The following is a 13,588-nucleotide window of genomic DNA, read 5'->3' on the forward strand; positions in this document are numbered from 1 at the left end:
CGCCCTCGTATGCGGCCGAATGGCCCGGCGTGCCGGCGGCCAACATGGCCGGGGCCATCCGCCAACTCGGCTTCCACGCCGTCAGCGAAACCGCCCTCGGCGCCGAAGCCGTCAGCCTGTCGCTGGCCGAATCGTTCCGCAGCGCGCGGCCGGGCCTGCACATTTCCACGGCCTGCCCGGTGGTGGTCGACCTCATCCGCAAATACCAACCGCGTTTCACCCCAAACCTCACGCCGCTGCTCAGCCCGATGCAGGCGCACGCGCGGCTGCTCAAGCGCCACTACGGCGAGGATACGCACGTCGTCTTCATCGGCCCGTGCATCGCCAAGAAAAACGAGTGCGACGAACTTCCCGGCCTCACCGACATCGCCCTGACCTTCATGGATCTCGCCCAATGGTTCGAGCAGGAAGGCATCGATCCCGCCGGCGCCGCCCCGCACCCCTTCGAACCGGAAGAGGCGGTCCACGGCGCCCTCTATCCCGTGGTCGGCGGCATGAACCGCACGCTGGAGGACTATGACCTCCCCAACGTGGAGCTGCTTTCCGCCAGCGGCATGGAAACCATCTTGCAGACGCTGGAAAACCTGGATACCGCGGCCCTGACGGAACCCGTGTTCCTCGAAGCACTCGCCTGCCCCGGCGGCTGCATCGGCGGACCGCGCACCAACCGGAACGAGGCGTTGCTGACCGGCGAGCTGGCCGTTCGCAAACGGGCCCGCGGACACGGCCCCGGCGAGCTCGCCGAGCCGGCGCCCGCCCACGTCTTCCAGGCGGCCCCGCAGGAGTTGGAAAAAATCAGCGAAGCGGAGATCCGCGCCGCGCTCAGAAAGGTGGGCAAGCACCGCGCCGAGGACGAACTCAACTGCGGCGGCTGCGGCTACGAAACCTGCCGCTCCTTCGCCCTGGCCCTGCTCACCCACAAAGCCGAACCCGACATGTGCCTCTCCCACCTGCGCAAGCTGGCCCAGAACAAGGCCAACGCCCTGCTGCGCCGGATGCCCTCGGGCGTCGTCATCGTCGACGAAAACCTCCACATCGTGGAGTGCAACGAAAACTTTGCCCGGACCGCCGGGGCCGACACCCTGCTCGGCTACGCCGCCAAGCCCGGGATGGCCGGGGCCGACCTGCGCAAGATCCTCCCGTTCGCCAAGCTGTTCGAACAGGTCAAGCGCACCGGACAAGAGTACCGGTCCGATACCTTCCGCGACGGCGACAAGCTGCTCAACGTTTCGATCTTCCCGATCGAGGACGGCAAGACCATCGGCGGCATCCTGCTCGACGTCACCAAGACCGAGCATCGCCGCGAGATGATCGCGCAAAAGGCGAAAGAGGTCATCGAGAAAAACATGGTGACCGTACAGAGCATCGCCTGCATGCTGGGCGAACACATGGCCGACACCGAGATCCTGCTGCGCTCCATCGCCGACAACTATTCCGACACCACCGACCATCCATGAACGATCTGTTTACAGAACTGGAATTCCACCAGGTGCGCAAGCACTCGCAACACACGGCGGGCGATGCGTTCATGGTCCACAAGGATTCGGCCAACGGCCGCCTGCTGACGGTACTCTCGGACGGGCTCGGCAGCGGCGTGAAAGCCAACATCCTTTCGAACATGACCGCGCGCATGGCGATCAAATTCGCCGAAACCGACACGGATTTCACGCACTACGCAAAGGTCATCATGAATGCGCTGCCCGTCTGCCAGGTGCGCAAGATCGCCTACGCCACCTTCACCGTGGTGGATTGCCGCTCGGACGGCAGCGTCCAGATCGTGGAACAGGGCAACCCGCCCTTCATCCTGCTGCGCGGCGGCGTGCCGGTCGAAGTCCCGTTCGAGGAACACGGCAGCGCCCAGGGCGACTACCGGAAACTCAAGGTCTACCGCTTCGCCGCCCGCCCCGAGGACCGGATCGTTTTCTTCAGCGACGGCGTCACGGAGTCGGGCATGGGCTCGGCCACCTATCCGCTGGGCTGGCGCAACAAGGGCTGCGGGGAATTCGCGCAGAAGCTGGTGGCCGACGACGCGCGCCTATCGGCGCGCGCGCTCGCCGAACAGATCGTCCGCCGGGCGTTGCATAACGAACCCGACCGCCGGGCCTACGACGATATCACCTGCGGCGTCCTCTATTTCCGCACCCCGCGCCGCACCCTGCTGGCCTCCGGCCCGCCCTTCTCGGAAAAGCGCGACGCCGAGTACGCCGAAACCATCCGCTCCTTCGACGGCTGCAAAATCGTCAGCGGCGGCACCTCGGCGGAAATCGTGGCGCGCGAAATGGGCGTCGAGATCGAAACCGACCTGTTCCGTTTCCGCCGTTCCAACCTGCCGCCGATTTCGAAGATGGCGGGCGTGGATCTGGTGACCGAGGGCATCCTCACCCTGACCGAGACCCTCAATCTACTGGAGAGCGGCCAGGACCCGGCGCGCGAAAACGCCGCCACGCTACTGCGCGAACAGCTGCTCAACTCGGACGTCATCCATATCCTCGTCGGCACCAAGATCAACCAGGCGCACCAGGATCCGAATTTGCCGATCGAACTGGAGATCCGCCGCAGCCTGATGCGCCGCATCGCGAAGGTGCTCGAAGAGAATTATTTGAAGGAAGTAAACTTGGAGTTCATATGAAAAAAGTCAACGTGTCCATCTGCACCGGGACCACCTGCTACCTAATGGGAGCGGCGCACCTGTTGCTGCTCGACGAAATGCTCGATCCCTACCTGCGCGACCATGTCGAAATCCGCGGCGTCCATTGCCTCGGCTTTTGCAACGACGAAACCAAAGGCAAGGCCCCGTTCGTCCAGGTCGATGACCAGGTCATCACCAACGCCAACATCACCAAAGTGCTCGATACCGTGCGCGAAATTCTCGAAACGGAGTCCTAACCATGTTCCACGACAACCACGCCAACCGTCTCCGCAAGGAAATCCTCGTTCGGGTGGCCCGCGCCTTTTTCACCGACGAAGCCGCCGACACCCTCAACCGCATACCGCTGGCGATGCGCCCGAAGGACGCCAAGGATTCTTCGCGCTGCTGCATCTACAAAGACCGCGCCGTCCTGAAATACCGCACCATGGCGGCCCTCGGCTTCGGCGTCGAAAGCGAATCCGACGAGCTCAAACCCATCAGCGAATACTATGCCGACGCGCTGCAGCGCGAGGAAGCCGCCCCGCCCGTACTGACGGTGATCGACGTGGCCTGCAGCGCCTGCGTGACCTCGCGCTACAGCGCCACCAACGCCTGCAAGGGCTGCATTGCCCGCTCCTGCGAAAGCGTCTGCCCCAAGGACGCCATCGAGTTCCGCAACGGCAAAGCCGAACTCAACCCCGAAAAGTGCGTCAACTGCGGACTCTGCATGCAAGCCTGCCCCTACCACGCCATCATCCGCATTCCGATCCCGTGCGAAGAGGCCTGCCCCGTCGGCGCCATCTCCAAAGACGAAACCACCGGGCGCGAAGTCATCGACCACTCCAAATGCATCTACTGCGGGAAATGTTTCCGGGAGTGCCCCTTCGCCGCCATCACCGATCTTTCGCAAATGATCGACGTGCTCAAGCAGCTCAACCACGGGAACGTCGTGGCGATGGTCGCGCCGTCGATCGTCGGCCAGTTGCCGGGCACCCTGCCCCAGCTCGTTGGCGCGCTGAAGCAGGTGGGCTTTGCGGACGTGCTCGAGGTGGCCGAAGGCGCCGACGAAACGACGCTGCACGAAAGCGCCGAGTGGTCGGAAAAAATGGCCGAAGGCGCCCGTTTCATGACCACCTCCTGCTGCCCGGCCTATATCGAGACCGTCGATAAGCATCTGCCGGAAATGAAGCAGTACGTTTCGGACACGCCGACCCCGATGGCCTACACCGCCGCCAAGGCCCGAACCGCCAACCCGGATGTCAAGACCGTCTTCATCGGCCCGTGCATTGCCAAGCGCGTCGAGGCGGCCCGGAATCCGGAGGTCGATTTCGTCCTAACCTTCGAAGAGCTCGGCGCCATTCTGGTGGGCGCGGGCGTCGATGTGCTGGAGTGCGCCGAATCCCCATTGGGGGACCGGGTCCACGTCGAAGGGCGCGGCTTTGCCGCCAGCGGCGGGGTAACCGCCGCCGTGCAGGCGGTCGCCCCCGGCAACGCCGCCCTGCAACCCCTGCTCGTCGACGGCATCGACCGCAAGGCGATCAACCAAATGCGCGTGTGGGCGAACAAGAGCTGCCCCGGCAACTTTGCGGAAGTGATGTCCTGCGAGGGCGGTTGCATCGCAGGTCCCGGCACCCTCGGAAATCCAAAGATCGCCCTGCGGCAACTGAAGGAATTCCTCAAGGATAGCCCGTCGCTGAAGACCGAATGCGCGGTTCTTGATTGAATCCCGGGGTTCGATTCGCCTTGAGGGCCGCCTGCTCCCAGGCCCGCAAGGCGCGCTTGCGGTCGGGGCCCCAGCGGTAGCCGCCGAGGGCCCCCGATGCGCAGACGACCCGGTGGCACGGGATCAGGAATCCGATCGGGTTGCACCCAACGGCGGAGCCGACGGCGCGCGCCGCCGCGGGTTTCCCGATGCGAGCGGCCACGTGGCCATAGCTCGCGGACTGCCCGAACGGAATGGCCAACAACGCCTGCCAGACCTTGAGCTGGAACGCCGTCCCCTGCACATAGAGCCGGCGCGCCGGGGGCCCCGCAAAAATCGCTGCCCACCAGGCCGCGGCCGCGGCGTCATCGCGCACCACGTCCGCATGGGGCCATTGGTGCCGCAAGCCGTCCCATGCGCCCGCCTCCTCGAAAGAGAGGTGGCAGAGGCCGCGCGGACACTCGGCAACCAAACAGGTGCCGAACGGCGACTCGGCATAGCCCGCAACGATCGTCCACCCCGCGCCCCCCGTATCGGCGGGCAACGCTTCGCAATGCGCATCGGATGCGTCGAGGACTGCGGCCATCTTTCCGTCGTGCATGCGGCCCGCCTACCAAACCGTCTTAATCGATCCGCCATCCGCGGCGATGGTCTGGCCGGTGATGTAGGAGGCGGCATCGGAGAGCAGGAAGGCACCGAGCTTGCCGAACTCCTCGATCGTGCCGTATCGGCCCAGCGGAATAATGAGTTCGTTGGCGGCCCGGACGTCTTCGATCGAAAGATCCTGCGCATCCGCCCGCAGGGCATCCAGCGATTGCACGCGGTCGGTATCGATCCGCCCCGGCAACAGGTTGTTGACGCGGATATTTTCGGATGCGAGTTGCCGCGAAAGGCTTTTGGCCAGGCTGGCGACGCCCGAGCGCATGACGTTGGAAAGCAGCAGCACATCGATCGGTTCCTTCACCGAAACGGAGGTGATGGTGAGGATCGAGCCGCCGCCGACCGCGCGCATGGAGGGCAGCACGGCGCGGATCATCCGTACGGCGCTCATCAGGGTCAGGTCGAAGGCGGATTGCCAGTCGGCGTCGTCGAAATCATCGAAGTTACCGGTCGGCGGTCCGCCCGCATTGACGACCAGCGCATCGACCCCGCCGAAGGCATCGGTCGTGTTGTCGAGCCACTCGAGAATCGAAGCCGGCTTGGTGACGTCGAGAACGTTGGCCAGCACATCGGTTCCGGTTTCCTCGATCAGCGCATCGGCGGCATCGAACACCTCCGCTTCCGTGCGCGCGCCCAGCGAAACCAGCGCGCCTTCGCGCGCCAACGCCTGCGCGATTCCAAACCCCAGCCCCTTGCTCGAAGCCGCGACCATCGCCACTTTTCCATGTAATCCCAAATCCATTTTTGCCTCCGTTTCCGTCTACAACAACCGATGAACCGCCACCACCACCCCGGCATCGGCGGCGGCATGGGTCAGGATGCCCAGGCCCAGGCCACCGAACCGGCCCGCCGCCCAGCGCCAGAACACCGAGCTCCCCACCAACACGCCGAACACCATAAACAGCCAGGGCCAATGAATCAATTGCAACAGCACCAACACATGGTAGCCCGCGAACAGCAGATCCTGCGAGCAAAGCCCCGTGGACCGCTCCGGCGCCATGCCCTGCCAGTGGAGCTCTTCGAGGATGGGATGGACGATCGAAAAATAGGGAATGAGCAGCCGCCACGACCACCCGGTCAATCCATAGTGCGCCAGCCATTCCGGCAGGATGCCTTCGCGCGCCGCCAGCCACGGCCAGAGGAAATAGACCACGGGCGCGGCCATGGCGCACACGAGAACGCCCGGCAGGGTTAGCGGATTCTTGAACCCGGCGAACAGGTTAGGCGTGCGGCGCCCGACCCTGCAGGCCACAATGCCGGCGTGATAGAGCAACAGCGCCGCCCACGCGCTGCGGAACCCATACATGCCCACCAGCACGGCAACATACGGGATAAGTCCGGCAATCGGCTTCATGGCGAAAAGCTATAATCCATTTTCGAGGTTGCGCCAATTCCGGAAGTTGGCGAAAGTGCTTCGCATGCAGAATGAATGGATTCAACCGATACTCGACGAAGCGAAAGCCAAAGGGCTGGAGCGCACCGCGCGCGTCTACCCCGAAGCCGGCGGCGTCATCAAAATCGACGGCCAAGAGGTGCTCAACTTTTCGAGCAACGACTATCTCGATCTCGGCCGCCACCCGCACGTGGTGGACCGGGCGCGCGAGGCGCTCGACCACTACGGCATCGGCGCCACCGCCTCGCGTCTGGTGACGGGCACCCTGCCGATCCACGAAGAGCTCGAAGCGCGGCTCGCCCGCGAAAAGGGCTACCAAAGCGCGCTCGTCTTCGGCTCGGGCTACATGGCCAACGCCGGAACCATTCCGGTCCTCGCCGGGCGCGACGACCTCATCTTCGCCGACAAGCTGGTGCACGCCAGCATGATCGACGCCTGCAAGCTTTCGGGCGCAAAGCTCGTGCGCTGGGCGCACAACGATGCCCGGGCACTGCAAACGCGGCTGGAACAATCCGCCGGCACCCCCGGCCGAAAACTGATTATCACCGAGTCCGTCTTCAGCATGGATGGCGACATTGCCCCGTTGAAGGAAATCGCCGCGCTGGCCGAAAAGCACGGGGCGATGCTGATGGTCGACGAAGCGCACGCCACGGGGACCTTCGGTAAAAACGGCAGCGGCCTCGTCCGCGAGCTGGGCATTGAAAACGCGGTCACGGTTTCGATGGGCACCATGAGCAAGGCGATGGCGGGCTACGGCGGCTTCATTGCCTGCTCCAACAATCTGCGGCAACTGCTGGTCGGCTCGTCGCGCGCCTTCATCTACACCACCGCCCCGCCCCCGGCCGTGATCGGCGCGGCGCTCGGCGCGCTCGACGTTTTCGAGGCCTCGCCGCGCCTCGGTAGCATCCTGCAGGCGAACGCGGACTATTTCCGCTCGATGCTCCACGAGGCCGGACTCGACACCCTGCAAAGCCAAAGCCAGATCATCCCGATCGTCATCGGCGACAACGAAAAAGCCGTCGCCATCTCGCAGAAACTGCGCGACCAAGGCATCATTTGCGCGGCCATCCGCCCGCCGACGGTCCCCCCCGGCTCCGCCCGCCTGCGCATTTCCATCACCCTCGCCCACCTCGTCGATGAGCTCGAACGCGCCGCGAAACTCATCATTGCCGCGGTGAAAAATTAAGTGAAATCCGTATTGGTCATTTCAGGGTGGGCCCATGGGATCGAACATATCCGCCCGATGGGCAATGCGCTGGCCGACCGTTTCGACGTGCGGTTGATGACCGGGTCGGACGTGCTCGAAGCGCGGCACCTCCCGGAAGCCGACTATATCGTCACCGGCTCGATGGGCGGGTTGCTGGCGATGGAGCTGCTGCCGCCGCGTTGCCAAAAGCTGGTGCTGATCTCCTCCACCGCCAAATTCTGCGCGGACGAGGGCTATCCCTGCGGAACGCCCGAACGAATCCTCAAGCGCATGATTCTGCAACTCCAACGCCATCCGGAAGCGGTGTTGGCCGACTTCTACCGCAACGTCCACCACCCGTATGCGCACACTTGCGCAAGTGTGGGCGAACCGCTCGAAACCTTGGTCGCGGGGCTGGACTATCTGCTGGCGTCGGATGTGCGCGCCCGGGTTCCATCCATCGGCATTCCGGTCCTGTTGCTGCACGGTGCGCTTGACCGGATCATTCCCCCGGCGGCGGCGGAGTGGCTGCACGCCCATTTGCCGAACAGCGAATTGAAGCTTTTCGAGGACGACGGCCACGCCCTGCCCGCCCACCACTTCGAGGACGTAATCCAAGAAACCCTGCAGTTCCTGCAAAAGGCCCCCGACGATGAATGAACCACTGAAACTGGGCTGGCGCGAATGGTGCGCCCTGCCGGAACTGGGAATACCCGCCATCAAGGCCAAGATCGATACCGGCGCAAAAACCTCCTGCCTGCACGCCTTCTTCGTGGAGCCCTACTGCGAAGCCGGCGTTCGCTTCGTGCGCTTCAAGGTCCATCCGCTTCAGCGCAACGAGACGCTGGTTCGCGAATGCATCGCCCCCGTAAAGGACGAACGGATCGTCAGCGATTCGGGCGGGCATAAAGAGTTGCGCTATATCATTGATACGAAGGTGTTAATTGGCGATAAGTGCCGGCTGATTGAGATGTCGCTCACCAACCGGGATTCCATGCGTTTCCGCATGCTGCTCGGCCGCCGCGCCATGGAAGACAACACGCTCGTCAATCCAGCGGCTTCCTACCTCAACGGGAAACTCAAGGCCAAATCCATATACGGCCTGCTTTGAATTTGGAGAAAACTATGAAAATCGCACTGCTATCCCGGAATGCGAAACTTTATTCCACCCGCCGACTCAGAGAGGCGGCCGAGAAAAAGGGCCACGAAGTGGTCACGATCGACGTCTTGCGCGCCTATATGAACATCGCCTCGCACAACCCGACGATCCACTACAAAGGCGAAGCGCTCGAGGGGTTCGACGCGGTGATTCCGCGGATCGGCGCCTCCGTGACCTTCTACGGAGCGGCCGTTCTGCGGCAGTTCGAGATGATGGGCGTCTACCCGCTGAACGAATCGGTGGCCATCACGCGCTCGCGCGACAAACTGCGGTCGCTGCAACTGCTTTCGCGCCGGGGGATCGGGCTGCCGGTGACGGGATTCGCGAGCAAGCCGGACGACATCAAGGACGTGATCAAGATGGTCGGCGGCGCCCCGCTGGTGGTGAAGCTGCTGGAAGGCACCCAGGGCATCGGCGTGGTTTTGGCGGAAACGCAAAAGGCGGCCGAAAGCGTGATCGAGGGGTTCATGGGCGTGAAGGCCAACATTTTGGTGCAGGAATACATTGCGGAATCCAAGGGGGCGGATATCCGCTGCTTCGTGATTGGAAACAAGGTGGTGGCGGCGATGCAACGCAAGGCCGCACCCGGCGAGTTCCGCTCCAACCTGCACCGTGGCGGCAGCTCCTCGCTGATCCGCATCACGCCCGAAGAACGCTCCACGGCGGTGCGCGCCGCGAAGATCATGGGATTGAACGTGGCGGGGGTCGACCTGCTGCGCGCCAACCACGGCCCCGTGGTGATGGAGGTCAACTCCAGCCCCGGCCTCGAGGGCATCGAAAAGGCCACCGGGAAGGATATTGCCGGGCTGGTGATCGACTACATCGAAAAGAATGCCGAAGCCGGAAAAACCAAAACCAAGGGGCAGGGATAGCTCATGCAAGCGGCCATCACGATTGGCGGTAACGAAATCAAGGCGGGGACCCGGCAGTCCATTCATCTGCCGCTCCCGCAGTTTTACAACTATTCACCGACCAGCATGATCGTGCATGTTTTTCATGGGCGCAATCCCGGCCCCTGCGTGCTGGTCTCTTCGGCCCTCCATGGCGATGAGATCAACGGGGTGGAGATCATCCGCCGCGTGCTCGGCCACAAGTCCATCGACCGGATCAAGGGCACCCTGATTCTGATTCCGGTGATCAACGTCTTCGGCTTTGTTTCGCAGTCGCGCTACCTGCCCGACCGGCGCGACCTGAACCGCTCCTTTCCCGGCTCGCCCAAAGGCTCGATGGCCGCCCGGCTGGCCCATGTGCTCATGTCGGAAGTGCTGCCCCGCTGCACGCACGTGATCGACCTGCATACCGGCGCCGTCGCCCGCGAAAACTTTCCGCAGGTGCGGGCCACCCTCAACGGCAACCGGGAGCTCGAAGAGATCGCCAAGGCGTTCAATGCGCCGGTGGTGCTGGATTCGCCTTTGCGCGCCGGCACCTTCCGCAAGGCGGCGCATGACCTCGGCATTCCCTCGATCGTATACGAAGCCGGCGAGGCGCTTCGGTTCGACGAGGTTTCGATCCGCGCCGGCGTGGTTGGAATACTCAACATTTTGTCCCATCTGGGCATGACCCGCAAACGCACGCGCCGGAAGGAACACCAGCCGCTGATCGCCAAGAGTTCGCAGTGGGTGCGGGCCACCCAAAGCGGCATCGCCCGGTCGATCGTTGCGCTCGGGGCGAAGGTCTCGGTCGGCGACGAGCTGGCCTACATCAGCGATCCGTCCGGCGGACACGAGGAAATCGTGAAGAGTTCCGTGGCGGGGATCGTGATTGGCCGGACCCGGCTACCGCTGGTGCATGAAGGCGAAGCCATTTTCCACATCGCCCGCTTTTCCCGCCCCACGGCGGTCGCCGAATCGATTGAAAACTTCCAGGATGCGTTCGATCCGCTCACCGATACGATCGAAAGCGACGAACCGCCGGTGGTCAGCTGATTCGGCGCCTCGGTCCGATCCCGGCCTCAGAGATCCGCCGAGGCTTTCATGCCTTCATCGAGCAGGACTTCGGGCGAGATGGTGGCCTGCATGGCCATCACCACGGCCACCAGCCCGGTCCAGCCCGTCTGGTGGGCGGCCCCGATTCCCGCGCCGTTGTCCCCGTGGAAATATTCGTAGAAGAGGAGATGGTCGCGCCAGTGCGGATTGCGCTGGAAGGTTTCGTTTCCGCCATAAAGCGGCCGCGTTCCCGCATCGTTTTTCAGGAAAATGGCGATGAGGCGGCGCCCCAGTTCGCGTTCGATTTCATGCAGCGTTTTCAGCTGCCCCGACCCGGTGGGGCATTCGATGGTAAATGCGTCGCCATAGTAGGTGTAGAGATTCCGCAGCGCCCGTAGAATCAGGAAATTGATAGGCATCCAGACCGGCCCGCGCCAATTGGAGTTGCCGCCAAACAACCCCGAGTCCGACTCGGCCGGCATATATTCGACCGTGTGCGCCACGCCGTTCCAGTGGAAGGTATAGGGGTGTTCCGCATGAAAGCGCGACAGCGAGCGGATGCCGTGCGGCCCCAGAAACTCGTTTTCATCGAGCATGCGCGACAGCACGCGGCGAAGCTTTTCGTCGTCCAGCACCCCCAGCAAACGCCGCCCCTGCACGCCGAGACAATCCGGGCATGCGATATGCCGGACCAGCGCCCCTTTGCGGTCGATCAGCGAGATATAGCGCTCTTTGAAATGCGGCAGCGAATCCAGCAGGTCCGCATCGATCACCGTCGACGCGCACAACGGCAGCAAGCCCACCAGCGACCGCACCTTGAGGCGGGTGCCGCTGCCGTCGGGGAAGCGCAGCACGTCGTAGAAAAAGCCATCGTCTTCGTCCCACATCTCATCCGCGTTGATACCCGGCCGATCCATCATCCCGGCGATGCTGATGAAGTGGTCCAGATAGCGCAGCGCCTCGTCGTCGTACCGCTCGGGATCGGTGCGCGCGAGTTCCAGCGCGATCTGCACCATGAACTGGGCAAAGAGCACCATCCAGGCGGTGCCGTCGGATTGCTCCAGCGCCCCGCCGGTCGGCAGTTCCTTGCTGCGGTCGAACACGCCGATATTATCGAGCCCGAGGAACCCGCCCTCGAAGACGTTTTTTCCGGTCGGGTCCTTTTTGGCCAGCCACCAGTTGAAATTGAGCGCGAGGCGGTCGAACGCCTGCCGGAGAAAGGCGGTATCTCCGCCATCGCCCCGGCGCGTCTTGTCGATGGAATACACGGCAAACACGGCGAAGGGATGGACCGGCGGGTTGACATCGCTGAAGTTCCATTCGTACGCCGGCAACTGCCCGTCGGGATGCTGGTAGCGTTCGTCCAGGAACAGCAGCAGTTGCTGTTTCGCGAACGCTTCGTCCACCAGCACCAGCGCGATGGTGTGGAAAGCCAGGTCCCAGGTGGCGTACCACGGGTATTCCCATTTGTCCGGCATGGAAACCACATCGTGGTTGCGCAGATGGCCCCACTCGCTGTTGCGGATGGCCAGCCCCTCCCGCGCGTGCTCCTGCAACCAGCTTTTGACATCGTACTCGTAATATTGCTTCGACCACAGCATGCCTGCCAAGGCCTGCCGGGCCACGGCGCGTTCGTCGGCGGACAACGAAGCCGGCAGCAGGTCGCGGTAGAACGCGTCGCACTCGGCCCGCCGGTCGCCGAAGACCGTTTCGAACTCCGGGCCGAACGCGTCGCTTTCCGCCGCGTAGACGGCTTGGGTCAGGCGCATGCGCAGCGTGCGGGTTTCGCCCGGCGGAATCTCGAGGGCATAGTCCGCGGCCACTTTGGTGCCGACGTTCTCGGCATTCACGGCGCCGGGATTCCCGGACACCACGAAATCGTCGATTCCGTCCTTGGTATACGGATAGGCGTTGGGGGAATCGAACAGCCGTTTTTGGTTGGTTTCGTTTTCGGTATAGCGCAACGGGGGCGAGCCTTCGAAGTAGAGCCGATACTCTCCGAGCTCGGGATGGCTCGCGCGGACGTGGTCGGTGCCGGCGAGCATCGGTCGCGGCGCCGGGCCGGGTTCCCACACCCAGACATTCCGGAACCAGAGCGTCGGCAACACGCGCAGCGCAGCTGCCTCGGGCCCGCGGTTGCAGACGCCGATTTTCACCAGGATATCCTCGGGACCGGCCTTCGCATATTCCACGAACACATCGAAATAGCGGTCCTCGTCGAAGATGCCGGTATCGAGCAGCTCATACTCCATCTCTTTTTTGGAGCGCGCCAGATTGGTGGCTTTGAGATCCGCGTACGGGAATTCCCGCTGGGGATATTTATAGAGATATTTCAGGTACGAGTGGGTGGGCGTGCTGTCGAGGTAGAAATAATAGTCCTTCCCGTCTTCGCCATGGTTGCCCTGTTCGTTCGACAGGCCGAAGGCGCGTTCCTTCAGACACGGATCCTTCCCGTTCCAAAGCGCGACCGAAAAGCAGAGCAGTTGCCGGTCGTCGGAGAGCCCGGCCAGTCCATCCTCGCCCCGGCGGTAGGCGCGCGACCGCGCATGTTCGAACGGGAGATAATCCCATGCGTTGCCGTCGACACTGTAGTCTTCGCGAACCGTCCCCCATTGGCGCTCGCTCAGATAGGGGCCCCACTTTTTCCAACTCGCTTCACTCATGCGTTCATCCATTCCTTTGCCATGCGCCTTGCCGAAGAGCCGAAACTCCGACCTACCGTTTATTCAGGCCATCCAGGACCGCCACCTTGCGTGGGACCGTTGAATACGCAGTCCGCACGGCCCGAATCTTCACTGCGGGAGCTCCGGCGCCGGGACGGGTGCGGGATTTTTCATGAACGCCTCAACCTCGGAAATCCGGCTGAATCCGAGCATCGTGCGCGCGATGCTTTGCGCCTGTTGCATGGTGACGGCTTCCACCGCCCGCTGGACA

At 63.4% G+C, this 13,588-nt stretch carries 13 protein-coding genes; 9 read left to right on the forward strand and 4 right to left on the reverse strand.

The window, feature by feature from the left end; genetic code table 11:
• The 4 genes from ABYO54_RS06025 to ABYO54_RS06040 form a co-directional block, all read left to right on the forward strand.
• Positions 1-1,457 (forward strand): [Fe-Fe] hydrogenase large subunit C-terminal domain-containing protein (locus ABYO54_RS06025; RefSeq protein WP_372807341.1); only part of this gene is annotated, 1,457 nt, incomplete at its 5' end.
• Positions 1,454-2,629: a SpoIIE family protein phosphatase gene (locus ABYO54_RS06030; RefSeq protein ID WP_372807342.1), complete on the forward strand. Its 1,176-nt coding sequence runs from the start codon at positions 1,454-1,456 to the stop codon at positions 2,627-2,629. The genes ABYO54_RS06025 and ABYO54_RS06030, both read left to right, overlap by 4 nt.
• A complete protein-coding gene (locus tag ABYO54_RS06035; protein WP_372807343.1) occupies positions 2,626-2,886 on the forward strand; it encodes a (2Fe-2S) ferredoxin domain-containing protein in 261 nt (86 codons plus the stop codon). The genes ABYO54_RS06030 and ABYO54_RS06035 overlap by 4 nt, the downstream gene beginning before the upstream one ends.
• 2 nt (positions 2,887-2,888) lie before the next feature.
• The gene (locus ABYO54_RS06040; protein WP_372807344.1) at positions 2,889-4,352 is read left to right on the forward strand and encodes a monomeric [FeFe] hydrogenase; all 1,464 of its coding nucleotides are present in this window, start codon (positions 2,889-2,891) and stop codon (positions 4,350-4,352) included.
• Here the strand turns inward: ABYO54_RS06040 and ABYO54_RS06045 are convergent.
• Genes ABYO54_RS06045 through ABYO54_RS06055 form a run of 3 tightly spaced genes read right to left on the reverse strand, consistent with a single transcriptional unit; the run spans position 4,306 to position 6,345 of the window.
• On the reverse strand, positions 4,306-4,932 hold the full coding sequence (locus ABYO54_RS06045) for a methylated-DNA--[protein]-cysteine S-methyltransferase (protein ID WP_372807345.1): 627 nt from the start codon (positions 4,930-4,932) through the stop codon (positions 4,306-4,308). The genes ABYO54_RS06040 and ABYO54_RS06045 overlap by 47 nt on opposite strands.
• Before the next feature lie 9 nt (positions 4,933-4,941).
• Positions 4,942-5,733 carry an SDR family oxidoreductase gene (locus ABYO54_RS06050; protein ID WP_372807346.1) on the reverse strand — a complete coding sequence of 264 codons (792 nt, stop codon included), beginning with the start codon at positions 5,731-5,733 and terminating at the stop codon, positions 4,942-4,944.
• 18 nt (positions 5,734-5,751) lie between these two features.
• Entirely contained in the window at positions 5,752-6,345 is a 594-nt protein-coding gene (locus ABYO54_RS06055) for a type II CAAX prenyl endopeptidase Rce1 family protein (RefSeq protein ID WP_372807347.1), read from the reverse strand.
• Positions 6,346-6,409: 64 nt separating this feature from the next.
• Between ABYO54_RS06055 and bioF the strand changes: the two genes are divergently transcribed.
• The 5 genes from bioF to ABYO54_RS06080 are packed head-to-tail and all read left to right on the forward strand — an operon-like array spanning position 6,410 to position 10,654.
• Complete coding sequence (gene bioF, locus ABYO54_RS06060) at positions 6,410-7,570, forward strand: 8-amino-7-oxononanoate synthase (protein WP_372807348.1); 1,161 nt, start codon at positions 6,410-6,412, stop codon at positions 7,568-7,570.
• Positions 7,571-8,230, forward strand: coding sequence for an alpha/beta fold hydrolase (locus ABYO54_RS06065; RefSeq protein ID WP_372807349.1), 660 nt, complete (start codon positions 7,571-7,573; stop codon positions 8,228-8,230).
• Positions 8,223-8,681, forward strand: a complete 459-nt coding sequence (locus ABYO54_RS06070) for an ATP-dependent zinc protease (RefSeq protein WP_372807350.1) — start codon at positions 8,223-8,225, stop codon at positions 8,679-8,681. Before ABYO54_RS06065 ends, ABYO54_RS06070 begins: the two co-directional genes overlap by 8 nt.
• Before the next feature lie 14 nt (positions 8,682-8,695).
• The gene (gene rimK / locus ABYO54_RS06075) at positions 8,696-9,601 is read left to right on the forward strand and encodes a 30S ribosomal protein S6--L-glutamate ligase (protein ID WP_372807351.1); all 906 of its coding nucleotides are present in this window, start codon (positions 8,696-8,698) and stop codon (positions 9,599-9,601) included.
• A gap of 3 nt (positions 9,602-9,604) precedes the next feature.
• Entirely contained in the window at positions 9,605-10,654 is a 1,050-nt protein-coding gene (locus tag ABYO54_RS06080; RefSeq protein WP_372807352.1) for a succinylglutamate desuccinylase/aspartoacylase family protein, read from the forward strand.
• Between the two features lie 26 nt (positions 10,655-10,680).
• Here ABYO54_RS06080 and ABYO54_RS06085 read toward each other — a convergent pair whose 3' ends face one another.
• The gene (locus ABYO54_RS06085; RefSeq protein WP_372807353.1) at positions 10,681-13,317 is read right to left on the reverse strand and encodes an MGH1-like glycoside hydrolase domain-containing protein; all 2,637 of its coding nucleotides are present in this window, start codon (positions 13,315-13,317) and stop codon (positions 10,681-10,683) included.
• Between the last annotated feature and the right edge of the window lie 271 nt (positions 13,318-13,588).

It is taken from the genome of Pontiella sp., assembly GCF_041622395.1.
In the GTDB taxonomy this organism is placed as follows: Bacteria; Verrucomicrobiota; Kiritimatiellia; order Kiritimatiellales; family Pontiellaceae; genus Pontiella.

Excerpts from the sequence above, each read along its gene's own strand:
- ABYO54_RS06030 (WP_372807342.1), top strand. The coding sequence starts at position 1,454 with ATGAACGATCTGTTTACAGAACTGGAATTCCACCAGGTGCGCAAGCAC.
- ABYO54_RS06035 (WP_372807343.1), top strand. The coding sequence starts at position 2,626 with ATGAAAAAAGTCAACGTGTCCATCTGCACCGGGACCACCTGCTACCTA.
- ABYO54_RS06040 (WP_372807344.1), top strand. The coding sequence starts at position 2,889 with ATGTTCCACGACAACCACGCCAACCGTCTCCGCAAGGAAATCCTCGTT.
- ABYO54_RS06045 (WP_372807345.1), bottom strand. The coding sequence starts at position 4,932 with ATGCACGACGGAAAGATGGCCGCAGTCCTCGACGCATCCGATGCGCAT.
- ABYO54_RS06050 (WP_372807346.1), bottom strand. The coding sequence starts at position 5,733 with ATGGATTTGGGATTACATGGAAAAGTGGCGATGGTCGCGGCTTCGAGC.
- ABYO54_RS06055 (WP_372807347.1), bottom strand. The coding sequence starts at position 6,345 with ATGAAGCCGATTGCCGGACTTATCCCGTATGTTGCCGTGCTGGTGGGC.
- bioF (WP_372807348.1), top strand. The coding sequence starts at position 6,410 with ATGCAGAATGAATGGATTCAACCGATACTCGACGAAGCGAAAGCCAAA.
- ABYO54_RS06070 (WP_372807350.1), top strand. The coding sequence starts at position 8,223 with ATGAATGAACCACTGAAACTGGGCTGGCGCGAATGGTGCGCCCTGCCG.
- rimK (WP_372807351.1), top strand. The coding sequence starts at position 8,696 with ATGAAAATCGCACTGCTATCCCGGAATGCGAAACTTTATTCCACCCGC.
- ABYO54_RS06080 (WP_372807352.1), top strand. The coding sequence starts at position 9,605 with ATGCAAGCGGCCATCACGATTGGCGGTAACGAAATCAAGGCGGGGACC.
- ABYO54_RS06085 (WP_372807353.1), bottom strand. The coding sequence starts at position 13,317 with ATGAGTGAAGCGAGTTGGAAAAAGTGGGGCCCCTATCTGAGCGAGCGC.